Annotated in this window: 21 protein-coding genes and 1 tRNA gene; 5 read left to right on the top strand and 17 right to left on the bottom strand. The window is 71.7% G+C overall.

Features of this window, described 5'->3' with window-relative positions:
- Positions 1-56 precede the first annotated feature (56 nt).
- Entirely contained in the window at positions 57-1,490 is a 1,434-nt protein-coding gene (locus ACZ4XX_RS15135; protein WP_468508375.1) for an MFS transporter, read from the bottom strand.
- A 101-nt stretch (positions 1,491-1,591) separates the two neighbouring features.
- On the opposite strand from ACZ4XX_RS15135, the gene ACZ4XX_RS15130 reads away from it, so the two are divergent.
- Complete coding sequence (locus ACZ4XX_RS15130) at positions 1,592-2,476, top strand: helix-turn-helix transcriptional regulator (RefSeq protein ID WP_468508374.1); 885 nt, start codon at positions 1,592-1,594, stop codon at positions 2,474-2,476.
- 127 nt (positions 2,477-2,603) lie between these two features.
- On the opposite strand, the gene ACZ4XX_RS15125 is transcribed toward ACZ4XX_RS15130, so the two are convergent.
- The 7 genes from ACZ4XX_RS15125 to ACZ4XX_RS15095 all read right to left on the bottom strand — a co-directional run bounded on the left by ACZ4XX_RS15125 (position 2,604) and on the right by ACZ4XX_RS15095 (position 6,843).
- Positions 2,604-2,676: transfer RNA gene (locus ACZ4XX_RS15125), tRNA-Ala, on the bottom strand.
- 95 nt (positions 2,677-2,771) lie between these two features.
- Positions 2,772-3,425, bottom strand: coding sequence for a histidine phosphatase family protein (locus ACZ4XX_RS15120; RefSeq protein ID WP_468508394.1), 654 nt, complete (start codon positions 3,423-3,425; stop codon positions 2,772-2,774).
- Entirely contained in the window at positions 3,422-3,889 is a 468-nt protein-coding gene (rsfS, locus tag ACZ4XX_RS15115; RefSeq protein ID WP_319309319.1) for a ribosome silencing factor, read from the bottom strand. Before rsfS ends, ACZ4XX_RS15120 begins: the two co-directional genes overlap by 4 nt.
- 83 nt (positions 3,890-3,972) lie before the next feature.
- Positions 3,973-5,670, bottom strand: coding sequence for an LCP family protein (locus tag ACZ4XX_RS15110; protein WP_468508373.1), 1,698 nt, complete (start codon positions 5,668-5,670; stop codon positions 3,973-3,975).
- Positions 5,671-5,689: 19 nt separating this feature from the next.
- The gene (nadD, locus tag ACZ4XX_RS15105; RefSeq protein WP_079042300.1) at positions 5,690-6,310 is read right to left on the bottom strand and encodes a nicotinate-nucleotide adenylyltransferase; all 621 of its coding nucleotides are present in this window, start codon (positions 6,308-6,310) and stop codon (positions 5,690-5,692) included.
- Positions 6,311-6,361: 51 nt separating this feature from the next.
- Positions 6,362-6,523 carry a hypothetical protein gene (locus tag ACZ4XX_RS15100; RefSeq protein ID WP_173861696.1) on the bottom strand — a complete coding sequence of 54 codons (162 nt, stop codon included), beginning with the start codon at positions 6,521-6,523 and terminating at the stop codon, positions 6,362-6,364.
- A gap of 83 nt (positions 6,524-6,606) precedes the next feature.
- Positions 6,607-6,843, bottom strand: a complete 237-nt coding sequence (locus ACZ4XX_RS15095; protein ID WP_468508395.1) for a hypothetical protein — start codon at positions 6,841-6,843, stop codon at positions 6,607-6,609.
- 128 nt (positions 6,844-6,971) lie between these two features.
- On the opposite strand from ACZ4XX_RS15095, the gene ACZ4XX_RS15090 reads away from it, so the two are divergent.
- Positions 6,972-8,105: a M48 family metallopeptidase gene (locus tag ACZ4XX_RS15090; protein WP_468508372.1), complete on the top strand. Its 1,134-nt coding sequence runs from the start codon at positions 6,972-6,974 to the stop codon at positions 8,103-8,105.
- An 81-nt stretch (positions 8,106-8,186) separates the two neighbouring features.
- Here ACZ4XX_RS15090 and ACZ4XX_RS15085 read toward each other — a convergent pair whose 3' ends face one another.
- The 7 genes from ACZ4XX_RS15085 to ACZ4XX_RS15055 form a co-directional block, all read right to left on the bottom strand.
- A complete protein-coding gene (locus tag ACZ4XX_RS15085; RefSeq protein ID WP_468508371.1) occupies positions 8,187-9,272 on the bottom strand; it encodes an SCO2583 family membrane protein in 1,086 nt (361 codons plus the stop codon).
- A 222-nt stretch (positions 9,273-9,494) separates the two neighbouring features.
- Entirely contained in the window at positions 9,495-10,055 is a 561-nt protein-coding gene (locus ACZ4XX_RS15080; protein ID WP_468508370.1) for an SCO2584 family spore wall biosynthesis protein, read from the bottom strand.
- A gap of 86 nt (positions 10,056-10,141) precedes the next feature.
- Complete coding sequence (locus tag ACZ4XX_RS15075) at positions 10,142-11,425, bottom strand: glutamate-5-semialdehyde dehydrogenase (protein ID WP_468508369.1); 1,284 nt, start codon at positions 11,423-11,425, stop codon at positions 10,142-10,144.
- Between the two features lie 115 nt (positions 11,426-11,540).
- Positions 11,541-12,062 carry a hypothetical protein gene (locus ACZ4XX_RS15070; RefSeq protein WP_187624528.1) on the bottom strand — a complete coding sequence of 174 codons (522 nt, stop codon included), beginning with the start codon at positions 12,060-12,062 and terminating at the stop codon, positions 11,541-11,543.
- A 157-nt stretch (positions 12,063-12,219) separates the two neighbouring features.
- Complete coding sequence (proB, locus tag ACZ4XX_RS15065) at positions 12,220-13,356, bottom strand: glutamate 5-kinase (protein WP_468508368.1); 1,137 nt, start codon at positions 13,354-13,356, stop codon at positions 12,220-12,222.
- An 86-nt stretch (positions 13,357-13,442) separates the two neighbouring features.
- The gene (locus ACZ4XX_RS15060; RefSeq protein ID WP_468508367.1) at positions 13,443-13,925 is read right to left on the bottom strand and encodes a GtrA family protein; all 483 of its coding nucleotides are present in this window, start codon (positions 13,923-13,925) and stop codon (positions 13,443-13,445) included.
- Positions 13,925-14,917 carry a glycosyltransferase family 2 protein gene (locus tag ACZ4XX_RS15055; protein WP_468508366.1) on the bottom strand — a complete coding sequence of 331 codons (993 nt, stop codon included), beginning with the start codon at positions 14,915-14,917 and terminating at the stop codon, positions 13,925-13,927. Before ACZ4XX_RS15055 ends, ACZ4XX_RS15060 begins: the two co-directional genes overlap by 1 nt.
- Before the next feature lie 291 nt (positions 14,918-15,208).
- On the opposite strand from ACZ4XX_RS15055, the gene ACZ4XX_RS15050 reads away from it, so the two are divergent.
- The 3 genes from ACZ4XX_RS15050 to ACZ4XX_RS15040 all read left to right on the top strand — a co-directional run bounded on the left by ACZ4XX_RS15050 (position 15,209) and on the right by ACZ4XX_RS15040 (position 20,967).
- Entirely contained in the window at positions 15,209-16,819 is a 1,611-nt protein-coding gene (locus ACZ4XX_RS15050; protein ID WP_468508365.1) for a DUF6056 family protein, read from the top strand.
- A gap of 90 nt (positions 16,820-16,909) precedes the next feature.
- Positions 16,910-19,780 (top strand): bifunctional glycosyltransferase/CDP-glycerol:glycerophosphate glycerophosphotransferase, encoded by a 2,871-nt coding sequence (locus ACZ4XX_RS15045; protein ID WP_468508364.1) that lies wholly within the window; start codon positions 16,910-16,912, stop codon positions 19,778-19,780.
- 80 nt (positions 19,781-19,860) lie between these two features.
- On the top strand, positions 19,861-20,967 hold the full coding sequence (locus ACZ4XX_RS15040) for a glycosyltransferase (RefSeq protein WP_468508393.1): 1,107 nt from the start codon (positions 19,861-19,863) through the stop codon (positions 20,965-20,967).
- Positions 20,968-21,100: 133 nt separating this feature from the next.
- Here ACZ4XX_RS15040 and galE read toward each other — a convergent pair whose 3' ends face one another.
- A complete protein-coding gene (galE, locus tag ACZ4XX_RS15035; RefSeq protein ID WP_468508363.1) occupies positions 21,101-22,087 on the bottom strand; it encodes a UDP-glucose 4-epimerase GalE in 987 nt (328 codons plus the stop codon).
- Between the two features lie 15 nt (positions 22,088-22,102).
- Positions 22,103-23,752, bottom strand: a complete 1,650-nt coding sequence (locus tag ACZ4XX_RS15030) for a glycosyltransferase family 2 protein (protein ID WP_468508362.1) — start codon at positions 23,750-23,752, stop codon at positions 22,103-22,105.
- Between the last annotated feature and the right edge of the window lie 321 nt (positions 23,753-24,073).

Here is a 24,073-nt window from a genome sequence, read left to right as displayed (position 1 = left end):
GTCCGGATCCTCGTCCCCCTCCGGCCGTCCGATTCTGCCATGGCCCCGCAAGGGGGTCAGCGTGCTCGGCGCCACGGTCCGGCCATCGCGCCGACGAGGGCGGCGACGGCCAGGGCGATCATGGTCGTCCGGAGCGCGTCGGCGGAGTTCTGTGCTCCGGATCCGTCCGCCGCGGCGAGGAACAGGGTCCCGAACGCGGCGACCCCGATGAGCTGGCCGAGCTGGGTGACGGTGGCGAGCAGCCCGCTCGCGTCGGCGGCGTCCTCCGGTCGTACGGTGGCCAGCGCGCCGGTCAGGGCGGGGCTGAAGGCCAGCGAGAGCCCGGCGCCGAGCGTCCCCAGGGCCGGGTAGAGCGCCCAGCCGCCCGCACCGCCGTCGGCGAGCAGCCCGCCGACGGCGAGGGCTCCCACGGCGGCGAGCAGGAATCCGCCCGGGATCAGCGCGCGGTGGAGCCGGGCCGGCCAGCGCCGCCAGGTCAGGCCGACGGTGCCGAAGACGACGGCGGCGGGACCGAAGGTGAGCCCGGCGCGCAGCGCACTGTGGCCGAGACCGCCCTGCAGGTGCAGGGTGAGGGTGAACAGGAAGCCGGCGTTGACGCCCATCGACACCGCGATCCAGAGGACGGCCCGCCCCATGCCCGGGAGCCGCAGCACCCGCGGGGCGATGAGCGGGGCGCCGCCGCGCCGGGCGAGCCGCGACTCGTACGCGCCGAAGAGGGCGAGAAGCACCAGGGAGCCGCCGAGCGAGAGCCAGGACCACAGGGGCCAGTCCTGTTCCTGGCCGAGGACCAGGGGGACGGTCAGCAGGGACACGGCACCGGCGAGCAGGACGAGTCCCGGCAGATCGAGGGCACGCGCACGCGTGGCCCCGGTCCGGGCGTCACGGGGCAGGACGCGGGCACCGAGGACGAGCAGGGCGATGCCGATCGGGACGTTGACGAGGAAGACGGGCCGCCAGCCGGTGCCGAAGAGGTCGGCGCTCACCAGGATCCCGCCGACGACCTGCCCGGCGGCGGCGCCGGTGGCCAGGACCGCGGAGTAGGCACTGAGCGCCTTCACACGGCGCTCGCCGGTGAACTCTCGCTGGATGAGGCTCAGGACCTGAGGGATCATCAGGGCGGCGCCCGCTCCCTGCGCGAGCCGGAAGGCGATCAACTGGCCGGTTCCGCCGGCGAGTCCGCAGGCGAGGGAGGCCGCGGTGAAGAGGGCGAGCCCGCCGAGGTACATCCGGCGGTGTCCGAGGAGGGCGCCGAGACGGGCCCCGGTGATCAGCAACACCGCGTAGGCGACGGTGTACCCGGCGACGACGAGCTGGAGCGCGGCTCCGGACGCGGAGAGTTCGACACGGATCGTGGGCGCGGCGACGTTGACGATGAAGACGTCGAGGAGCGCCATGAACTGGGCGGCGAGAACCACGCCGAGCAACAGTCCGGGGCGGTTGTCGGTGCCACCGTCTTTACTGGGTGCGGGACGTGTTGTGGTCGAGGTCATACGCCGAGCGTGACCTCGATCGGATACGGGTAACGAGAGCCCGCTGATGCTGGTACTGACACCACCTGGCAGCGGCGGCACGGGGACTCGACCATGGGGGTGTGACGATCGTGGCAGCGGTACCGACACAGCGACGCCGACGGCCGGAGCTGGCCGCGTTCCTGCGCAGCCGCCGGGCCAGGGTGACACCGGAGGACGTGGGGATGCCCCCGGGGTTCCGCCGCCGTACGCCCGGACTGCGGCGCGAGGAGGTCGCCCAGCTCTCCGGCGTCGGCGTCACCTGGTACACGTGGCTGGAGCAGGGGCGCCCGATCAACGCCTCGGCGCAGGTGCTCGACGCGGTGGCAAGGACGCTCCGTCTCGACCGGCCCGAGCGCGAGCACCTCTACCACCTGGCCGAGGTGCCGTACGCGCCGGAGCGGTCGGGCTCGGACGTGGCGGTGGTGAGCCCGGAGATCCAGGGGATCCTGGACGCCCTGGATCCGCACCCGGCGGTGCTCTACAACGCGCGGTACGACGTGCTGGCGACCAACGCCATGTACGAGCTGCTCTTCTTCCAGGCAGGCCGGGACGACCAGGACACGGGCCCGTTCGGCATCCGCAACGTGCTGTGGACGCTGTTCGGCGACACCGGGCCCACCTGCCCGGTGGTCGACCGGAAGCGGGAGCTTCCGCTGATGGTGGCCCAGCTGCGGGGCGCGTACGGCCGCCATGTCGGCGAGCCGGCCTGGGAGGAGTTCGTACGGGCTCTCGCGGAGGCCAGCCCGGAGTTCGTCCGGCTGTGGCGCAGCGGCGACGTGGTCCCGCCGGGGACACGGGTCAAGGTCTTCCGCAACCCGCGGACCGGCGAGGTCAGGCTGACCTCGGTCTCCCTCTCGGTGAACGGGATGCCGGAGTGCCGGATCGTGGCCTACACGCCGAACGACGAGGAGAGTCGCCACGGGCTCGCGTCCCTGCGGGAGGTGACGGAACGGCGAACGCCGTAGAGCGACCGGAATCGGGAGCGACGAACCCCGTACGACGACCGGGACCGGGGGTGGTGAACCCCGGGACGACGACGAACCCCGGGAACGACGGATCCCGCCCCCTGCTGGGGACGGGATCCGGTGACTGTGGAGCTAAGGAGAATTGAACTCCTGACCTCCTGCATGCCATGCAGGCGCTCTACCAACTGAGCTATAGCCCCTCGTGTTCTTCGCGCTCTGCGCTGCGAACAAGAAGAACTTTAGCCTGTGACCTGCCGGAAAGTGAAATCCGGGTCCGGCAGGCCGGTCGTGGGGCTCAGTCGTCGTCGCCGAGGACCGGCTCGGGCAGCGTGCCCGCGTTGTGCTCCATCAGACGCCAGCCGCGCGCGCCCTCGCCGAGAACCGACCAGCAGCAGTTCGAGAGGCCACCGAGGCTCTCCCAGTGCTGGGACTCCAGGCCGAGGAGCCGGCCGATGGTGGTGCGGATCGTGCCGCCGTGGCTGACCACGACGAGCGTGCCGTCCTCGGGAAGCTTGTCGGCGTGCTCCAGGACCACCGGGGCGGCCCGGTCGGCCACCTCGGTCTCCAGTTCGCCGCCGCCCCGGCGCACGGGCTCGCCGCGCTTCCACGCGGCGTACTGCTCGCCGTACCGCGCCACGATCTCGTCGTGGGTCAGCCCCTGCCACTCCCCCGCGTACGTCTCGCGCAGCGCGGAGTCGTGGCCGACGGCGTGACCGGTGAGAGCGGCCAGCTCGGCGGCGGTGGCCGCCGCCCGCTTCAGGTCCGAGGCCACGATGGCGTCCGGCTTCAGCGCGGCGAGCAGCCGGGCGGCCCGGCGCGCCTGGGCGACGCCGGCCTCGGTGAGCTCGATGTCGGTCGAGCCCTGGAAGCGGCGCTCCAGGTTCCAGGAGGTCTGGCCATGACGCCAGAGAACGATGCGGCGGCCAGTGCCGCCCTTGGTGGTGCTCAGCTCAGCTCACCGTCCGGTCCGTCGGGCAGCCCGGCGGCGTGCTCGGAGAGGTCGACGCCGGTCAGGGCGGCGTGCTCGGCACCCTTGCCGCGGGTCTTCGCCGCGTCCTCGGGGAGCGCGAGCTCGGGGCAGTCCTTCCACAGGCGCTCGAGCGCGTAGAAGACACGCTCCTCGCTGTGCTGGACGTGGACGACGATGTCGACGTAGTCCAGGAGGATCCAGCGCGCGTCGCGGTCGCCCTCACGGCGGACCGGCTTGGCGCCGAGGTCCTTGTTGAGGCGCTCCTCGATCTCGTCGACGATCGACTTGACCTGGCGGTCGTTGGGCGCGGAGGCGAGCAGGAAGGCGTCGGTGATCGACAGCACATCGCTGACGTCGTACGCGATGATGTCGTGCGCGAGCCGGTCGGCGGCCGCCTGAGCGGCGGCGTTGACGAGCTCGATGGAACGATCCGTGGCGGTCACAAGCAGGCTTTCGTCGGCGGTCCAGTACCCCTCCAGGGTCTCACGGACCGCCGACGGCCCCGCCAACGTTTTCCGGAGCGCCGTTACGAGGCCTCCGGCACCTTGTAGTCCTGGCCCAGAATCACGGTCACGGCGGCGGCTCCCGAGGTCTTGCCCTTGGTGACCGAGCCGGCCGGAAGGCCCAGCGTCTTGGCCACCTCGACCGCCGTCGCCTTCTGGAGGTCGTCGCCGTAGACGACCTGCGACTTCTCCCGGGTGTCCGCGTCGCCGCCGCCCACGAAGGCGTAGCCGCCGTTGATCAGGACGATCCGGGCCGCCTCGGTCGCCTTCTTGCCGGAACCGTCCCGCAGCGAGACCCGGGGCACGTCGCCCGCCTCGGGGGCGGTGACCTTTCCGCCCAGGATGTCCTTCACCACACTGTCGCTCGCGCCCTCGGTCAGCGCGCCGTCCTGGCCCACCGGGAGCAGGGCCGTCTTGTAGTCGCCGACCTTCGCGTGCTCGGCGAGCTTGGCCAGCGCGGCGCCCAGGTCCTTCTCGGAGAGCGAGGGGTCGAAGATCTGGGTGAGGCTCTCGACGGTCATCGTGGCGGACTCGGGGTTGTCCGAGATCTTGCGCAGCACCCCGTACATGACCTGTCCGAAGCGCTGGAGCTGCTTGGTCTCGGCCTCGCCGGGGGCCCGGTAGGTCGCGTAGGCGACGGCGGCGCGGCCGTTCAGGGACTGCTTCTCGCCCTTCCTGACCAGCGGTTCGACGGCGCCCTTCTTCGTGTCGGGCACGTCGGTGTCGGTGTCCGTCTCGATACCGCTGACGAGGTCGACGAGGGTGTCCAGATACGGCGTGTCCAGGCGCCAGGTGCCGGTGATCGGGGCGCCCAGGAGGTTGCCGATCGCCTCGCGGGTCCCGCCGGACCCGTCGTCCTCGACCGACTTGCCGAGGGTGGTCGCGGCGCCCTCGGCGTCGGCGACGACGACGGAGTTGGGGATCAGGACCGAGGTGCCCTGGCCGGTGGTGGTGTTGTTGACGAGCAGGACGGTGGAGGTCCCGCCTCCCGTGGTGTTGTGGAGGTGGACGACGATCGTGTCGCGCTTCTGCGGACCGGTCGCGGTGTTCCCCTTCCGCTCCTCTTCGGGCGCCCCGGGGAGCTTCCCCGCGGACCAGAGGTAGCCGACGCCGCCCACGACCGCGAGGACGAGCACGACGACGAGGGCGATGATCCGGTTGCGGCCCCGGCGCCTGGCCTCCTCGCGCCGCTCGGAACGGCTCTCGGTGAACTTCAGCCAGTCGATGACGTCCTCGGAGTCCTCGTCCGGCTCCTCGATGAACGAGAACTGCTCGGTGCGGTACTCACGGTCGTCGTCGGGGGCGCGCCTGGCCGGCGCGGGACGCTCGGAGGCGGGGCGCTGGCCGGGGACCCCGGCGGGCGCCGCGACGGGCGCGGCCGGCGCCACAGGGGGTACGGGAGCGGCCTGCGCGACGGGTGCGGCTGCTTCGGGCTGGGCGGCCCACTGCTGCCCCGTGTCGTAGGAGGGGTAGCTGTAGCCCTGCTGTCCGTACGGGTCGTACTGCGGCTCGTGGGACGGCTGAGGCTGCTGCTGGGACTGCCCCTGGTACTGCGGGGGCTGCTCCTGGTACTGCTGCTGCTCCGGATACTGCTGCTGGGCGTACGGGTCGTATCCGTAGCCCTGCTGCGGCTGCTGGTACACCGGCTGCCCGTACTCGTCGTAGCCGATGATCTGCGGCTGCGGATAGTACGGGTCGTACGGATGCTGCTGATCGTTCACCGGTGGCCCTCCCCGAAGCTCACTCGCCGCGGTACAACTGGCGCTTGTCGATGTAGCGCACCACGCCGTCCGGAACCAGGTACCAGACGGGATCGCCCTGTGCGACCCTCGCCCGGCAGTCGGTGGAGGAGATGGCGAGCGCGGGCACCTCGACCAGCGAGACGCCGCCCTTGGGCAGTCCGTCGTCGGTGAGGTCGTGGCCCGGCCGGGTGACGCCGATGAAGTGCGCGAGCGAGAAGAGTTCCTCGGCGTCGCGCCAGGTGAGGATCTGCGACAGCGCGTCGGCCCCGGTGATGAAGAAGAGGTCCGAGTCGCTGTTGAGGGAGCGCAGGTCCCGCAGGGTGTCGATGGTGTAGGTCGCGCCGCCGCGGTCGATGTCGATCCGGCTGACCGAGAACTGCGGGTTGGAGGCCGTCGCGATGACCGTCATCAGATAACGGTCCTCGGCCGCCGACACGGCCCGGTCGCTCTTCTGCCACGGCTGCCCGGTCGGCACGAACACGACCTCGTCCAGGTGGAACAGGGCGGCGACCTCGCTGGCCGCCACCAGGTGTCCGTGGTGGATCGGGTCGAAGGTTCCGCCCATCACGCCGAGTCGGCGCTTCCCGCGCCCGCCAGTAGGCATTTCCTGCTCTCCCATGCGTGCAGAGCCTACTGGCACGGCAGCGGACGCCTGATCAGGGTCGCCGGTTCAGCGGTCGCGGTTGAAGCGCGTGGTGATCCACAGCAGCAGCATCAGCGCGCCGAAGGCGCCGAAGCCGGTGAGGTAGGGGCTGAGGCTGTCGTGGTTGCCGCCGTGCTCGGCGCCCTCGGCGAGAGAGACCAGGTTGGCGGCGGTGCTGTGGAGGCTCATCTTCGGCAGACCTATCGATCGGGGATGGGAGCGGAGACTTCGCGCACATCGTATGCGGGCGGTCCGGACGGGCTCACGCCGACTCAGGCACTCGCGTCACGGTCCGTGTTGCCGCCCGGGCCGCCTCCGGTGCCGCCGGCGGCGCCTTCGCCGGTGCCGGCGTCACCCGAGTCGTCGGTGCGGTAGCCGCGCAGCAGGAACCAGGCGAGCAGCGCGCCGCCCACGATCGAGACCAGCAGCACGATGCGGAGCGTGTCACCCGGCCCCTGCTGCGCGGCGGCCGCGAGCAGGGCGGCGGCGGTGTCGACGGTGTCCGGCATGTCGGTCGTGCTCCTCGGTCGTCCTTGGTGCCCGAGTTATCCACAGGCCCCGGCACACCGTAGCGCCAGCCCCTAGGCTGGGGTTCGTCAGGGGGACGAGCATCGACTCGTACGAACAGGGGGCATCCATGACCGAGAACGACCAGGGGAACGTGCCGAGCAGGCAGCGGAAGCGGTTCCCCGGCATCTCCTCGCGGGCCTACGAGCATCCGGCCGACCGCTCGGCGCTGGTGGCGCTGCGCAAGCTCAGCGGCTTCGACACGGTCTTCAAGGCGCTCAGCGGACTGCTGCCTGAGCGCAGTCTTCGACTGCTCTTCCTCTCGGACTCCGTCCGGGTGAGCGACGCGCAGTTCAGCCATCTCAACGACATGCTGCGGGACGCCTGTTACATCCTGGACCTGGAGAAGGTCCCGCCGATGTACGTGACGCAGGACCCGAAGCCCAACGCGATGTGCATCGGCCTGGACGAGCCGATCATCGTCGTCACGACCGGCCTGGTGGAGCTCCTCGACGAGGAGGAGATGCGTGCGGTCGTCGGCCATGAGGTCGGCCACGCGCTGTCCGGGCACTCCGTGTACCGCACGGTGCTGCTCTTCCTCACCGGCCTGGCGCTCAAGATCGCCTGGATCCCGCTGGGGAACGTCGCGATCATGGCCATCGTCACGGCGCTGCGCGAGTGGTTCCGCAAGTCGGAGCTCTCCGCCGACCGGGCCGGGCTCCTCGTCGGGCAGGACGTCCAGGCCTCGATGCGCGGTCTGATGAAGATCGCGGGCGGCAACCACCTCCACGAGATGAACGTGGACGCGTTCCTCGCCCAGGCCGACGAGTACGAGAAGGCCGGGGACCTGCGGGACTCGGTCCTCAAGATCCTCAACGTGCTGCCGCGCACGCATCCCTTCACCACCGTCCGGGCGGCGGAGCTGAGGAAGTGGTCGGAGAGCCGCGACTTCCAGCGGATCATGGACGGCCACTACCCGAAGCGCTCGGAGGACAAGGACACCTCGGTCACGGACTCCTTCCGCGAGTCGGCGGGGCACTATGCCGACACCGTGCGGACCAGCAAGGATCCGCTGATGAAGCTGGTCGGCGACATAGCCGGTGGCGCCGGCGACCTGGCGGGCGATCTGGGCGGGAAGCTGCGCAACGCCTTCGGCGGCGGCCAGGCCCCGAAGAAGCCGGACGCCACGGGAACCGACGGAACCACCGGAACCGCCGGGGACGGCAAGAGCGACCCGGACAGCGGCACCGGGGACGCCCGGTAGCGAGAACCGCGTGCTCGGGGACGCCCGGAAGCCCGAACCGGGCGCTCGGGGGCCCCTGGCGAGGAGCGGGCGTTCCGGGCCTCAGAGCGAGGGCTGGGCGCCCGGCGCCAGCACTCCGCACAGTGAGGGGGCGGCGGGCCGGCCCGTGGCGTACGGGTCGGTGACCGGCGGTCCGCCGCCCGCCTCGGAGGCCCGCGCTCCGGCCAGGAGCGGCTTCAGGGAGCCGGTGGTGTCCGCGCCGCACGCCTGTGGGCCCGCCTCGACGGTGCTGGTCATCAGCTCGGCCCGGTGCATGCGCAGGTCCTCGCGGTCGAAGCGGAAGTGCACCTCGCGGTGGACGGTGAAGAGCGAGGCCTGACCGACCGGTCCCGCGCCCTGGGTGGCCGGGCGGAGGGCGTAGGTGTACGTGTGGTCGGCGGTGACGTCCAGGGTGTCGGGGCCGGTCTCCTCGAAGCGGAGAGTGCCCTGGACACGGGCCGCGGGGTCCGCCAGGACGGCCTGGCGCGGGTCGAAGCGGACCAGCCAGGCGGCGAGGGCGTGGCGCCCGTCGTCGGCCGGTGCCTCCACGCTCCGGTCGAACTGTTCCAGCTGGTCGGGGTCGAGCAGCAGCCGCGCGGGCCGCACGGTGGCCCCGGACAGGACATCGGGTTCCAGGGACGAGGCCACCAGATAGTCCTTGGCGATGCTCAGGGCGGCGACGACCTGGCTCTCGGCGAAGTGGGTGGTGCGCCCCGCGACGGGGAGGTTGATGCCGGCGGCCCCCGTGCGGTACTCGGCGACCGGGCTGTGGTCGAAGAGCCGGTCGGGCGCGCCGCCGACGACGGGGCTCTGGGGGGCCAGCGGGACCACGGTGGTCCGCAGCGGCTCGGCCCGCTGGTCTGCGGGCGGCTGGTAGGGGTTGCGGACGCCCAGATAGATGGCCGTACCGAAGGCGAGGAGGATCAGCAGGACCAGCATGAGGGCCTGGTGGGAACCGCTCCGGCCCTCCCAGGACGAGGGGCGGCTGCGGACGGCCTCGGTGTGCTCGTCCATCCGTTCCCGGGCCGAGAACTCCTGGAGGTGGGCAGCACGGACGAACGCCTCGTCGAAGACGACGGACCTGTACTCGTCCTCACCACCGGGGAGACCCTCGGGTGTCCCCTCAGGCGGGTCGCCACGCCCTGCCATACCTTCAGGGTAGGTCCGCGGGGGCTTCGGTAAACGCCCAGGTACACGACAAGTTCGGAAGAATTCCGCCGTCGGGGTGTGTGTGCGCCGCCGCGGAGCCGTGCGGCTCGGCCGCCTGGGGGACACGGACCGCGCCGGCGCGGCGGCGGACCGTGATCCGGGACCACCACGGACCGCGCCGGCACTGCGGCGGACCGTGAACCCGGGGGAAGCGGAGCGTGCCTACTCGGGGGACGCGGAGCGGGCCGCGGGCGCGTGGGCGGCGGGCGGGGCCGGGTTCGGCTTGGGCGTGTCGACTCCGGTCGTGGCCGGCGGCGGGACCTGGTCCTGGCGGTTGGCGGCCGCGCCCCGGTAGACGGCGCTGAACGCGAGGGCCACCATGCCGACCCCCATGAGGAGGGCGAGGGCCCAGGCGACGGGCCGGTGCCAGCGGGCGCTGCCCCGGTAGGGGCGCAGAGCGCCGCCGTGGCGGCCGTAGGGGCTGGCGTCGTCACCGACGTCGTCCGGCTCGTAGGTGAGGCCGGAGTGGTCGTGGAAGTCCTCGTAGAGGTCGTCGTCGCCCGATCCTCCACCGGCGCGGGCGCGGGCCGACTCGGCCTCCGCGCGGGCCTGGGCGGCGGCGAGGAGCCGCTCGACGGCGGTGGGTTCGTGGACGGTCGCGGCCCGCACGAAGGCCTCGTCGAACACCACGTCGGCGTAGACCTCGTCGGCGCCTCCGCGGTCGACAGAGTCCTCAGGGTCCCCGCCGTTCTGGAACGGCGTGCCCCCCACGTCGTCCGGCACGGATTCAGAGTAGACCCGCGAGGTGGTTTTGGGCAGGGAGAGTGCGAAGCCTCCCTGCCCGTATCCGTCCGTACCGAAAGGAGTGGTTACCGCACGTGACCGTCGCCGGTGACGATGTACTTGGTCGAGGTGAGCTCCGGAAGGCCCATGGGGCCCCTGGCGTGCAGCTTCTGGGTGGAGATGCCGATCTCCGCGCCGAAGCCGAACTGTCCGCCGTCCGTGAACCGGGTGGAGGCGTTCACGGCGACCGTGGTGGAGTCGACCAGCTGGGTGAAGCGGCGCGCCGCGGCCTGCGAGGTGGTCACGATCGCCTCGGTGTGACCGGAGGACCAGGTCCGGATGTGATCGACGGCCCTGTCGAGGGAGTCGACGACGGCGGCGGCGATGTCGTGCGAGAGGTACTCGGTCTCCCAGTCCTCCGGCGTGGCCGGTACGACGGTGGCCTTGGAGCCCTCGGCGAAGGCGATGACCCGCTCGTCGGCGTGGACGGTGACGCCGGCGTCGGCGAGCGCGTCGAGGGCCCTGGGCAGGAAGGCCGCGGCGACGTCCTGGTGGACGAGGAGGGTCTCGGCCGCGTTGCAGACGCTGACCCGGTGGGCCTTGGAGTTGATCAGGATGTCGACGGCCATGTCGAGGTCGGTCTGGGCGTCGACGTAGACGTGGCAGTTGCCGGTGCCGGTCTCGATGACGGGGACGGTGGACTCCTCGACGACCGTCCGGATCAGGGAGGCTCCGCCGCGCGGGATGAGGACGTCGACGAGGCCGCGGGCGCGCATCAGCTCACGGACCGAGTCGCGGGACTCGCCGGGGACGAGCTGGATGGCGTCCGCGGGCAGTCCGGCGCCGCCGACGGCGTCGCGCAGGACCTTGACCAGGGCGCTGTTGGAGGCGTAGGCGGAGGACGAGCCGCGGAGCAGGACGGCGTTGCCGGACTTGAGACAGAGGGCGGCGGCGTCGACGGTGACGTTGGGGCGGGCCTCGTAGATGATGCCGACGACGCCGAGCGGGACGCGGACCTGGCGCAGGTCGATGCCGTTGGGCAGGGTCGAGCCGCGGACGACCTCGCCGACGGGGTCGGGCAGCGCGGCCACGTCGCGGACGTCGGCGGCGATGGCCCGGACGCGCTCGGGGGTGAGCGTGAGCCGGTCGATGATCGCCTCGCTGGTCCCGGCTTCGCGGGCCTTGGCGATGTCCTCGGCGTTGGCCTCGACGATCTCGGCGGTGCGCACTTCGAGGGCGTCCGCGATCGCCAGCAGGGCGTCGTCCTTGGTCGCACGCGGGAGTGGCGCGATTTCGGCGGCGGCGCCACGGGCCCGGTAGGCGGCCCGGGTGACCGGGGACAGGTTGTCGAGGGGCGTGAGCGAGGTCATGCCCGCAGGGTACTGGCACCCCTGCGGACATCCCTCACGTATCCCGCACTCCGAGACGTACCCCGGTCGTTCCGAGACGCCCCGCACGGGGAGCCGTCTCGGAACGCGCCCCCGTTCAGTACGGGTGGACGCCGACCGGGGCGGCAGGCGGCGGGCCGTAGCCCTCCGCGATCCGCTGGTGGTAGGTCTCGCGGTCGATGACCTCGAGGCCGACGATCTCCCACGGCGGCAGCTTGGCGGTCTGCCGGTGCTCGCCCCACAGGCGCAGGGCGACGGCCGCGGCGTCGTGCAGGTCGCGGGCCTCCTCCCAGTACCGGATCTCGGCGTGGTCGTTGGCATACCTGCTGGTCAGCAGGAAGGGGTGGTCGTGGGCCAGTTGTTCGAGCCCGCGGCGCACCTCCTTCAGCGGTGACTCCACACCCGACACGCTGAGCGTGATGTGCCAGAGTTTGGACACGGGCTGTTCCTTGGCGCGTGCCTCACGCGCCTCGCGAACCTCACGTGTCTCGGTGGTGGTCTCGGTCTTGGTGTCCGTGGACCTGTCCCGTGCCTCGTCGAAGTCGGCTCCGGCCTCGACACTGGTCAGGGCGCGTTCGGCAGTCCCTCGGGGCGGTGCCCCTGGGCGCGCTCGTCTCACCGGCGGCCTCCTGTGTGATGCGTGTGGTGCTGTACCCCGCCCTGCTCTCTTACCCCCGAGACAAAGTTGACCAGCCCGAGGCGGCACTTGGGGCGGTTTTGGTAAACGTCCCTTCCGGATGGCCGCACTTTCAGCCGTTTCGGGAGGGGCGCGAGGGTCAGCGGATGACGACCAGGTCGTCCCGGTGGACGACCTCACGCTCGTACTCGGGGCCGAGTTCCCTGGCGAGCTCGGGGGTGGAGCGCCCGAGCATCCGGGGCAGCTCCTTGGCGTCGAAGTTGACGAGGCCGCGGGCGACGGCCCGGCCGGCGGTGTCGCGCAGTTCGACCGGGTCGCCGGCCACGAAGTCGCCCTCGATGCCCGCGACACCGGCCGCGAGCAGGGACTTCTTGCCCTGGACGACGGCTCTTACGGCTCCGTCGTCCAGGGTCAGGGAACCCTGCGGGGTGGAGGCGTGCGCCAGCCACAGGAGCCGGTCGGCGGAGCGGCGGCCGGTGCGGTGGAAGTACGTACCGGTGTCGCGTCCGGCGAGGGCGTCGGCGGCGCGGCTCGCGGAGGTGAGGACCACGGGGATGCCGGCGGCGGCGGCGATCCGGGCGGCTTCGACCTTGGTGACCATGCCGCCGGTGCCGACGCCCGCCTTCCCTGCGGAGCCGATCTCCACATGGGCGATGTCGTCGGGGCCCGCGACCTGGGCGATCCTCGACGTGCCGGGCTTGGACGGGTCCCCGTCGTAGAGGCCGTCGACGTCGGAGAGCAGGACGAGCAGGTCGGCACGGACGAGATGGGCGACGAGGGCGGCGAGCCGGTCGTTGTCGCCGAAGCGGATCTCGTCGGTGGCGACGGTGTCGTTCTCGTTGACGACCGGCAGCGCGCCCATCGCGAGGAGCTGGTCGAGGGTCCGGTAGGCGTTGCGGTAGTGCGCGCGCCTGCTGGTGTCGTCGATGGTGAGGAGGACCTGGCCGACGCGGACGCCGTAGCGGGCGAAGGAGGCGGTGTACCGGGCGACGAGGAGGCCCTGGCCGACGCTGGCGGCGGCCTGCTGCCGGGCGAGGTCCTTGGGACGGCGGGTGAGGCCGAGCGGGGCGAGGCCCGCGGCGATCGCGCCGGAGGAGACGAGGACGATCTCCTTCTCGCCGCCGCTGCGGACCTTGGCGAGGACGTCGACGAGGGCGTCGACGCGATCGGCGTCGAGGCCTCCGGAGGCGGTGGTGAGGGAGGAGGAGCCGACCTTGATGACGATCCTGCGTGCCTCCGTCACATATCGCCTCGCGTCGTCCGTCTCTCCGGTCATCTGCGTCGTCACCTGTGCCGCCACCTGCGTCGTCCTCACTCGGCTGTCCCACGCGCCGCGTGTCCCCGCCGCGGCTGCCAGGCAATCTACGCGAGCCGGGAGGGCTGCCGCTCGTCCGTTTCGCTCCCTGGACCGGAGCCGTCGGTGCCCTGTCCCTTGTTCCGGGGGACGAGGATCCGCTGGGAGATGAGGTAGGTGAAGGGGATGGCGACGACGGCCGCGACGAGTGGCGCGATTCTGTCGTCCATTCCGGCCCAGGTGACGAGCGCGTACAGACCGACGCTCTGCACCAGGTAGTTGGTGACGTTGGTGAGCGGGAAGAGGGCGAACTTCTTCCAGGTCGGCCGGGTGCGGTAGGTGAAGTACGTGTTGAGGAAGAAGGAGCCGATCATGCTGAGGACGAAGGCGAGGGAGTACGCGGCGAAGTACGGCATCCACGGGTGGAGCAGCAGGTAACAGCCGAAGAAGGTGCCGGTGTTGACGCCGCCGACGAGCGCGAAGCGGAAGATCTCGGCGAGCCGCCCGCGCCGTGTCGTGGGAGGCCGCGTCCTGGCGGACCCGGCTCCCATCAGTGCTCTCCCTCGGTGGCCACGACGCGGATCCGCTCGGCGGCGCGCTCGGACGCGCCGCGGCCGAAGGAGCGGTGGGTCTCCTTGACGAGGAAGTGCGGCCGGCGCTTCGTCTCGTAGTAGATACGGCCGATGTACTCGCCGATCAGCCCCAGCATCACCATCTGCACGCCGCCGAGTCCCGCGACGATCGCGACCAGGGTGACGTACCCGGGGGCGGTGACGCCCTGGGTGAGGGCGGCGACGACGACCCAGGCCGCGTAGAGGGCGGCGAGGCCGGTCAGGGTCATGCCGAGCCAGAGGGCGATGCGCAGCGGGCGGTTGTTGAAGGAGATCAGCCCGTCCATGCCGTAGTTGATCAGGGAGCTGAACTTCCACTTCGTCTCACCGCCTTCGCGTGCGGCGTTCTGGTAGTCGAAGGTGACGGTGTCGAAGCCGATCCAGGAGAAGAGGCCCTTGGAGAAGCGGTTGTACTCGGGCAGCGAGAGCAGCGCGTCGACGGCGGGGCGGGACAGCAGGCGGAAGTCGCCCACGCCGTCGGTGAGTTCCACGTCGACCCAGCGGTTGACCGCCCGGTAGTACACCCGGCTGAGCGCCGAGCGGAGCTTCTTGTCGCCTTCGCGGGTCCGGCGCGCGATGACCTGGTCGTGGCCCTGGTGGTGCAGGTCCAGCATGCGTGCGAGGAGCTCGGGCGGGTGCTGGAGGTCGGCGTCCATGATGACCACGGCGTCACCGGTGGACTTGCGCAGGCCGGCGAGCATGGCGGCCTCCTTGCCGAAGTTACGGCTGAAGGATGCGTACTGGGTGCGGTGCGGGTGCCGGGCTGCGATCTCGCGCAGCTTGCCCAGCGTTCCGTCGGAGCTGCCGTCGTCGACGTAGCAGATCTCGTAACCGACGGGGAGCGTGTCGAGCACCTGGCGCATCCGCGCGTCGAAGCGTTCGACGACGTCCTCCTCGTTGAAGCAGGGGACGACGACGGAAAGCCTGGTCATGAACGGTCACTCCAGAGGGATGGGCAAGAGTACGTCCTGAGGGACCGCCACCGAACTCGCCTTCGAGCAGCGCGGCCACGGTACGAAGCGGCGGTGACCGTCCGGCGTCGCCCGGGTGGCCGCCCCCGGTCGGCATGTCGTCCATGCGGCAAAGCATGCGGGGCGGATATTGATATACGTGGCATTTTTTGTCTTTTGTCACTCATAGAGACCCGTTGTGCCGATACCTTGGCGACGCCACGGAGGCGGCGCCCTCGTGCCACGGAACTCGGCCCCCTGGAGCAATGCCCCGTGAGTAGAACGACCCTGTCGGACCTCGGTGACGCACGGATGTCGGACGACGACGAAGAGAACACCGACCCGGCGCGCGGACTCCGGCAGGTACTCCCCTGGATCACGCTGGTCATCGCCACCGGAGCGGGCGCGCTGCTCTCGGTCGGCGCCTTCCTCGGTCTGTACGTACGTCCCACGTCGGACGACTGGTGCGCCCTGTGGAAGACCCGGGACCTGGGGGTCCTCGGCATCACGTCGGACTTCTACCTGACCCAGAACGGACGCGTCACCAACGCCCTCCTGACCGGGCTGCTCTACTCCGACGACATGCGGGGGCCGAAACTGCTGCCCGCGTTCCTCGTGGTCGCGCTCGGCTCGGGACTGTTCCTCCTCGCCCGCGCCACGCTGCGGGCGCTCCGTCTGCCGTTCCCCGCGGCGGCGGCCGCGGCGGCGGTCCTGGTGCTCGAAGCGCTGCTGTTCTTCGCGGGGACCCGCCCGTACCAGGCGCTGCTCTGGGCTCCGGCCACCATCTCCCACACGTTCCCGAGCATCCTCGGCGTCTGGGCGGTCCTGTCGGCCGTGTGGGCGGCCCGCAGTCGCCGGCGCTGGGCGCGGGGCACCGCCGTCGGCGCCGCGGCCGTCCTCGGTACGGCGGCCGGCATGCTCAGCGAGCCCTTCGTCGCGATGTCCGGGCTGATCGCCGCGGCGGCGGGCGTGCTCTGCCTGCCCCGGTTCGGCCGGACGCGCGACCGGTTCGCGTCGACCTGGTGCGCGGCCTGGTGTCTGGGCCTCGTGATCGGTCTGGTGCTGCTCACCACCTCCCCGGGCGCCCGCTGGCGGCGCACCCAGCAGCCGAAGGAGCCGCTGACCCTGTCCGGGGCCGGGGAGACGGTCCGCGACTGGTACCGGATCTGGGAGACGATCGGCGGGCAGTGGGCGTACGTCGGCGCTCTCGCCGCCGGGGTGCTCCTGGGCCTGGCGGTGGCCCTCTCGGCCCGCCGGCCGGACGGCGGGGCGACGGGGGCGGACGGCGAGGACGCCGGGAGCGGCCGGGCCTCGGGCGGAACGTTTCGGGTCGCCGTCCTGGTGCTGCCCCTGCCGCTGATCGTGCTCGGGAGCCTGGTCGCCGCGTACGGACTGCGCAGCGGTTACGGGGCGACCGGCTGGACGTACGCGCGCACGTGGACAAGTTTCGTCGTGCCGTTCCTGCTGGCTCTCTGCGGCTACGGGGCCTGGCTGGGGTACCGCCTGGGGCGCGGGCTCGCCGCGCCGTCGACGGCGTCCGCCGGGGACGGACCCGAGCACGGGGCACCGTCGTCACCCCCCGGTGTCCGCGCCGCCCGGCTCGCGGCCCTGGTCGCCACCGGCGCCGTCGCCGTGGCGAGCACGGTGGCCCTGGTGCCCGAGGTGCGGACGCTGACCACGCAGACGGTGGCGCGCAGCCTGGCATGGGACCGGCAGGACGCCCGGATCAGGGCGGAGGTGGCGGCCGGCCGCAGCGAGGTCACGTACCGCCCGCTGCACATCGGCCGACTCGCCGAACCCTTCTTCACGACGGTGTACGAGAAGGACTGGGCCGCCCGGTGTACGGCCGGGTACTACGGCGTGGACCGGATCAACCGATCCTGACCGAACACCCCTGCGAAGGGTGACATTGCGTAACGGATGGTGAACACCAGGTAGTTTGAGGAGGAGTGGACGAACGACAAGTGAATCGAGGTGCACGTGCCTGACGTCTCCGTGGTCGTCATCGCCTACAACGACGCAGAGCGTCTGCCGACGGCCGTCCGGTCGGTGCTGGAGCAGACCCTGCACGGCGTCGAGGTCGTCATCGTCGACGACTGCAGCAAGGACGACACCTTCACGGTCGCCCAGGCTCTCGCCGCCGAGAACCCGGACCGGGTCCGGGCGTTCCAGCTGCCGAAGAACAGCGGCGGCTGCGGCGCCCCTCGCAACCACGGCATCCGGCAAGCCACCGGCACGTACGTCATGTTCCTCGACAGCGACGACGTGCTGGAGCGCAACGCCTGCCGCAACATGCTCGACGCCGCCGAGAGCACCGGCTCCGACCTGGTCTCCGGCCTGTGCGTCCGTGTCCACCTCGACAGCCGCCACAAGAAGACCACCGAGTGGTATCCCTGGCTCTACTCCCGGACCCGGACGATCGAGTCGATCACCGAGCTGTCCGACCTGCTGGTGTTCGACACCCTGTCGACGAACAAGTGCTACCGGCGCGCGTTCCTCCTCGAACAGGGCCTGGAGTTCCCGGTCGGCATCCACTACGAGGACCTGCTCTTCTCGGCCCAGGCCTATGTCGCCGCGCGCCGGATCACGCTCATCCCGAACCACGTCTACCACTGGAACGTGCAGGAGAGCGCCGCCGCCAAGTCGATCAGCAACCGGCGCCACGAGATCGCCAACTTCGTGCACCGCATGGAGATCCACCGGCGGGTGGACGCCCTCCTGGAGAGCAGGGGCTACGACGAGCTCAAGTACCGCAAGGACATCAAGTTCCTCAAGCACGATCTCGTCCTCCACCTGCGCGACCTGCCGCTGCTCGGCGACGACTACCGGCGCGAGTTCGCCCGGCTGGCCAACGGCTACCTCGCCGAGATCGACCCCCGGGCGTACGAGGAGGTGCAGCGCATGCACGCCATCTGCGCCTACCTGCTCAGCAAGGAGGACTGGCCCAACCTCCTCCCGGCCACCGACGCGCTCACCAACCCGGGCCGGCTCACCACCCCGCTCGCCGAGCGGGACGGGCAGGTCTACTGGTGCGCCGAGCACCTGGACACCGAGCAGGGCCGTCAGATCCTGGACGTCACCTCGTCCCGCTACGACGCGAAACCGCTGACCTCGCTCGCCCTGGGCAACCGGCTGACCTCGTACTCCAGCAGGGCGGGGGTCGTCAGCCTCGCAGGACGGATCGTCAACCCGCTGGGCCGGATCCGCCCGGACGCCGAGCTCGGCGCGGTCCTCGAGTTCTCCGCCCGCCGCAGCGTCGGCGGCAGGACCGCCCGCATCCCGGTCACCACGCTCCGGCACGCCGGCGCCTGGATCGAGTGGGAGGGCGAGGCGGACATCGCCCGCACGGTCCGCCCGCTCGGCATCATCGACGCCGTCTGGGACGTCCGGCTGATCCTCACGGTCGACGGCCAGGACCTGCGGACCCGGGTGTCCGTCGGCGGCGCCCCCGTCGACGAGGCCGACAGCCTGCGGATCCGCCCCCGGCTGACCAAGCTGGTGTCCGACCGGTTCGCGCCCGAGGTCACCAGGAAGGGCAATCTGTCCTACGTCCTCACCGCCGAGGGCAGGGCCGCCCTGCGCACCACGGCGATGATCGAGGGGGCCATGCACGGGCGCACCGCCCGGCTGGCGAAGACGAGCCTGCGCCGCCTGCTCAGGGCGAAGAAGGACCTGAACTCGGGCGAGACCAAACTGCGCGTCTACCACGAGGTCTACAGCCGGCTGCCGATCCGCAAGGGCCTGGTGGTCTTCGAGAGCCACCTCGGCAAGCAGTACAGCGACAGCCCCCGGGCGATCTACGAGGAGATGCGCCGCCAGGGCGTCGCCTTCGGGGCCGTCTGGTCGTACTCGGGGGCGAAGCCGACCGGCTTCCCCGAGGACGCCACCCTGGTGAAGCGGTGGAGCTGGCCCTATCTGCGGGCGCTCGCCCAGGCCGAGTTCTGGATCGACAACCAGGGCTTCCCGCTGCGGCTCACCAAGCGCCCGGGGACCACGTACATCCAGACCTGGCACGGCACGGCCCTCAAGCGGATGGGCTTCGACGAGCCCCACACCAAGTCGCGCGGCCTCGCCGCCCAGGTCTCCTTCCAGCAGGCCCTGGACCGCTTCGACCACTTCCTGATCCGCGGCGAGCACGACCGGCGCACCCTCGCACGGGCCTTCCGGCTCCGCGACGAGACGCTGCTGCCCCTCGGCTACCCGCGCAACGACGGCCTCGCCGAGGCGCGGCGCGAGGAGGCGAGGACGGGCCGCCGGGAGCGCGGACCGCTCGCGGCCGAGCTGGGCATCGACCCGGAGAAGAAGATCCTGCTGTACGCGCCGACGTTCCGCGCGGCGCCCGGCGGCAAGGTCCGTGCCTTCGAGGCCCCCTTCGACATCGAGGCGTTCGCCGACCGCTTCGGCGACACCTACACGCTGCTGATCAGGACGCACTACCTGAACAGCGTGTCGCTGCCGCCGTCGGTCCGGGGACGGGTCGTCGACGTGTCCCGCCTCCACGACGTCACCCCGCTGCTCGCCCTCGCCGACGGGCTGATCACCGACTACTCGTCCGTGATGTTCGACTACGGGCTGCTGGACCGCCCGATGGTCTTCTTCGCGTACGACTACGACGAGTACGCCAACGAGAACCGGGGCACCTACTTCGACCTGAAGGAACACGCCCCCGGTCCCGTGGTGGCCACGGAGGACGAGCTCTTCGGAGTGATCGCCAACCTGCCGGACGAGGCCGATGCCAAGTACGCGGCGGCGCGGCAGCGGTTCAACGCGGACTTCAGCGAGTACGACCGGGGCGACGCGGCCCGCCGGATCGTCACCACCTTCTTCACCGGGAGCGGGAAGTGACCAACGAGACCCAGGGGACGCCCGCGTCCCCCGCCGACGGCGGCCGTGACATCTTCATCGTCTCCAACAGCGTGGACGAGATGGGCGGGGTGACGACCTGGACGCACCAGATGGCCGGGGCGTTCACCGACCGGGGCCACCGGGTGCACGTCATCGGGATCCGGCCGGCTCCCGAGGGACGCGGGCACGACTTCCCCGAGCCCCTGCCGTACCCGACCACCACGCTGTACGACGCGCACCCGCCGCAGGTCCGCTCGCTGCGCGGCCTCAAGGGCCGGCTCAACGCCGCAGAGCGCCGACGGCACGCGGTCCGCGCCGCCGGGATGCGGGAGCGGGCCGAGCGGATGACGGCCCTGTTCGCCGCCGCCCGGCCCGGGGCCGTGGTGATCGTCACCCAGGTGTGGGCGATGGAATGGGTGTCGCTCGCCGACACCAAGGGCCTCGTCGTCATCGGCATGAGCCACGAGTCGTACGCCGCGAGCGCGGCCGCCTCCCGGCTCGCCCGGGTGAAGCGCTACTACCGGGACGTCGACCGGCTGCTCGTCCTCACCCCCGGCGACGCGGACCGCTGGATCCGGGCCGGCATGGACAACGTCGGCCACATGCCCAACGCCCTGCCCTTCATGCCCTCGGCGCCGGTGCCGCGCACCGAGAAGGCCGTCGTCTCCGTCGGCCGCCTCTCGCACGAGAAGGGCGTGGACATACTGCTCGACAGCTGGGCCGAGATCGCGCACCGCCACCCCGAGTGGACGCTGCGGATCTACGGCGCCGGGGACGAGGAGGAGTCGCTGCGGCACCGCACGACCGCCCTCGGTCTCGACGGCTCCGTCGAGTGGATGGGGCGTACCAACGACGTCCTCGGGGCGCTCTCCCGGGCCTCGGTCTTCGCCCAGGCCTCGCGTGCCGAGGGCTTTCCGATCACCCTCCTGGAGGCGATGGCGGCCGGGGTGCCCTGCGCCGCGTTCGACTGCGCGCCGGGGGTGCGCGAGATCATCCGGGACGGCGAGGACGGTCTGCTCGCCCGGCTCGGCAACACCGTGGAGCTCGGCGGCCGCATCAGCACGCTGATCACCGACGAGGAGCTGCGGAACCGTATGGGCGACGCGGCCTTCGAGAACGTGAAGCGGTACTCCGCCGACCGGATCACGGATCGCTGGGAGGCGCTGTTCGCCTTCCTGGAGCGCTGAGGACGGGCGCGGGACCGCCGTACGCGTCGACGTCGCCGCACACGTCGCCGTACACGGGGAAGGGCCGGGGAGTCGTACTCCCCGGCCCTTCCCCGTACGGCACCGCAGTGCCCCGTAGCGCTCCGTCAGGCGGTCAGACCGAAGCGCCGCGGCGCGCGACCCAGCCGGCCCAGGCCGAGGTGATCATGTCGCGCACGTCGTAGCGGGCCTTCCAGCCCAGCTCCGACTCGATGCGGTCCGCGGCGGCGACGACCCGGGCGGGGTCGCCGGGGCGGCGCGGGGTGACGAGCGGCTCGGTGGTGTGACCGGTGATCTCGTTGATCAGCTCGACCATCTCCGTGACGGAGACGCCCTCGCCGCGGCCGATGTTGACCGTCAGGTCACGCGGCTCGCCCGCCTCGGCCCACTCCGCGAGCTTGCGCGCGGCGGCGAGGTGCGCGTCGGCCAGGTCCTCGACGTGGATGTAGTCACGGATGCAGGTGCCGTCGGGCGTCGCGTAGTCGTCGCCGAAGATCCGCGGGGCCTCCCCCGCGTCCAGGCGCTCGAAGACCATCGGGACCAGGTTGAACACACCGGTGTCGGCCAGCTCGGGGGTCGCCGCACCGGCCACGTTGAAGTAGCGCAGGCACGCCGTGGAGATGCCGTGCGCCGCGCCGGCGGCACGCACGAGCCACTCGCCGACCAGCTTGGTCTCGCCGTACGGGCTCAGCGGCAGGCAGGGGGTCTCCTCGGTGACGAGGTCGACGTCCGGCATGCCGTAGACGGAGGCGGAGGACGAGAAGAGGAAGTTGCGCACGCCGGCGGCGGCCGCGGCCTCCAGGAGGACCGTGAGGCCGATGACGTTCTCGCGGTAGTAGTGCAGCGGCAGCTCGACGGACTCGCCGACCTGCTTCTTCGCGGCGAGGTGCACGACGCCGGTCACGCCGTGCTCGGCGATCGTGCGGTCGAGGACGTCACGGTCGAGCGTGGAGCCGACCACCAGGGGGACGCCCTCCGGCACCCGCTCCTCGTATCCCGTGGACAGGTCGTCGAGGACGACGACCCGCTCGCCGGCCTGCGTCATGGCACGGACGACATGGGAGCCGATGTATCCGGCGCCGCCGGTGATCAGATAAGTCACTGCCCCAAACCCCTTTCAATGAGAGCTGCGGGAGATCCTGCGGAGTTTTGCCCCGATCGCCCGGAGCCCGTCACGGACACCCGGTGCGAGCCGCACCGCCAGCGATCCGTTCGCCGTCGTGTACTGCCGCACCAGCAGTACACCGTACCGGCTGCTCGGCACGAGCGACCGACGCTGCCGTTCCGCCGGGAGTCGCAGCGCCGTCGTGAAGACGGCGCCGTCCGCGCACGTCACCGTGGCCCGGACGTCCCAGAGCTGGACGCCCCGGTTCCCCCGGCGGCGGCCCTCACGGGCCAGGCCGGTGAGACCGGCGGGGACCCGGCCCGACCAGCCTGCGGCCCCTTCGGCCAGGTCGGCCCGCTCGGTACGGACGGGGATGTCGCCGCCCCGGGGCAGGAAGTCGATCCGCGCGGTACGGGGAACGGCGGCGCTCACCCGGCCGTACAGGTCGCGGACGGTGAACCGCAGTTGGCCGCCGACACCCGCGCCCGCGCCACCGGTCGCCCCGGCGCGCAGGTCGCCGTCGACGAGCAGCGGGAGGCCGTCGAGCGGCAGCGTGTCCAGGCCGTCCAGCTCCACCGGGAGGTCCTCGGACCAGACCGCGACCTCCCCGCTCAGGGCGTGGGGCGGCAGCAGCCTGGCCGGATCGGCGGTGAGCCGGGAGAGCCGCTCCAGGTCCCGGGGCTCCTCGGCGGCCAGCACGAACCGGGCGGTCCAGCGGGCGGGCGGGACCGCCGCGGCGATCTCCCCCTCCCCGAAGGTCCCGAGGTACGCGCGGGTGAGCTCCCACCACGCGGTGCGGTAGGCGATGTCGTGCGACCGCAGGTCACGGGCGTACAGGCGCAGGTCGTGTTCGAGGAACTTGGTGCGGCAGGCGGAGGCGAGTTCCTTGCGGCCGGCCGCCTCGAAGGTCTCCACGGCGGTGCGGTGGGCGGAGATCCGGGCCTGCCAGTTGGCGATGCCGTCCCGGTCGAGGGAGATCGACAGCCGGGCGGTGGCACGGCGCACATGCCAGATGTAGACGGTGTCGGGGACGACCGCGACGCGCGGCGCGGCGGCCAGGACGCGCGCGGTGAAGAGGAAGTCCTCGTACACGCAGCGGCCGTCGGGGAAGAGGATGCCGTGCTCGGCGAGGAACGCGCGGTCGTAGACCTTGTTGACGCAGAGCGTGTCGTGGACGAGCGGCAGGAGGGCGTCCGCGGTCTCCAGGACGGCGGGCTCGCGATAGAGCGCGGGCTGCCAGCGCACGTCGCGCCCCTCGGGCAGCTCGCGCCGTACGCAGGCACCGACCGCGACGGGGGCGTGATGACGCTCGGCCGCCGCGACCAGGGTCTCGGCGGCGCCCTCCGGCAGGACGTCGTCGCTGTCGAGGAATATCACGATGGGCGCGGTGACGGCCCGGAAGCCGTCGTTGCGGGGGGTGCCGCAACCGCCGCTGTTGACCGTGCGGTGGACGACCCGCAGCCGGGGGTGCAGCGCGGCCAGTTCGTCGAGGACCCGGGCCGTACCGTCGCTCGATCCGTCGTCGACGGCCACGACCTCGGCGACGACGGGTCCCTGGTCGAGCACGGACCGGATCGCGTCACCCACCAGCGCCTCGTCGTTGTGCGCGATGACGACGACGCCGAGCTTTCCTGCCACCTCAGTGGACGTGATGCTGCTCACATCGAGGATGCTACGGTCCCCCGGACACCCGAACGGCCTCTGCCCGACCCGTCCAACAGGACGGGTGAGAGAGGCCATTCGGTTGACGCACCGGAGGGCGGGGCCGACGGGACGACACGAGGCCGCCCCACCCCCCGCCCCGGCCGGAACGGGTCGCACGCGCACTGCGCGTCGCCGCGCTCCGGCCGGTCCCGCTGGAACGGGTCGAACTCGTCGAACTCGCGCTGCGGGTCGTCCCGCTCCGCCTCGCGGTCCCGGCGGCGCTGCGCAGCCGGACGCGGAGCCTCGAGACGGTGGGCAGAACCCGCCACCGCCGCCCTC

This window comes from Streptomyces sp. NPDC029956, assembly GCF_055574655.1.
The sequence above is the reverse complement of the archived record's forward strand: the minus strand, read 5'-3'. Positions and strand labels throughout refer to the sequence as shown.

Coding starts and splice junctions, on each gene's coding strand:
- ACZ4XX_RS15085 (WP_468508371.1), bottom strand. CDS start 9,272: ATGGCAGGGCGTGGCGACCCGCCTGAGGGGACACCCGAGGGTCTCCCC.
- nadD (WP_079042300.1), bottom strand. CDS start 6,310: ATGGGAGAGCAGGAAATGCCTACTGGCGGGCGCGGGAAGCGCCGACTC.
- ACZ4XX_RS15075 (WP_468508369.1), bottom strand. CDS start 11,425: ATGACCTCGCTCACGCCCCTCGACAACCTGTCCCCGGTCACCCGGGCC.
- proB (WP_468508368.1), bottom strand. CDS start 13,356: ATGACCGGAGAGACGGACGACGCGAGGCGATATGTGACGGAGGCACGC.
- ACZ4XX_RS15040 (WP_468508393.1), top strand. CDS start 19,861: ATGGGCGGGGTGACGACCTGGACGCACCAGATGGCCGGGGCGTTCACC.
- ACZ4XX_RS15135 (WP_468508375.1), bottom strand. CDS start 1,490: ATGACCTCGACCACAACACGTCCCGCACCCAGTAAAGACGGTGGCACC.
- ACZ4XX_RS15060 (WP_468508367.1), bottom strand. CDS start 13,925: ATGGGAGCCGGGTCCGCCAGGACGCGGCCTCCCACGACACGGCGCGGG.
- ACZ4XX_RS15095 (WP_468508395.1), bottom strand. CDS start 6,843: ATGCCGGACACCGTCGACACCGCCGCCGCCCTGCTCGCGGCCGCCGCG.
- ACZ4XX_RS15100 (WP_173861696.1), bottom strand. CDS start 6,523: ATGAGCCTCCACAGCACCGCCGCCAACCTGGTCTCTCTCGCCGAGGGC.
- ACZ4XX_RS15055 (WP_468508366.1), bottom strand. CDS start 14,917: ATGACCAGGCTTTCCGTCGTCGTCCCCTGCTTCAACGAGGAGGACGTC.
- ACZ4XX_RS15090 (WP_468508372.1), top strand. CDS start 6,972: ATGACCGAGAACGACCAGGGGAACGTGCCGAGCAGGCAGCGGAAGCGG.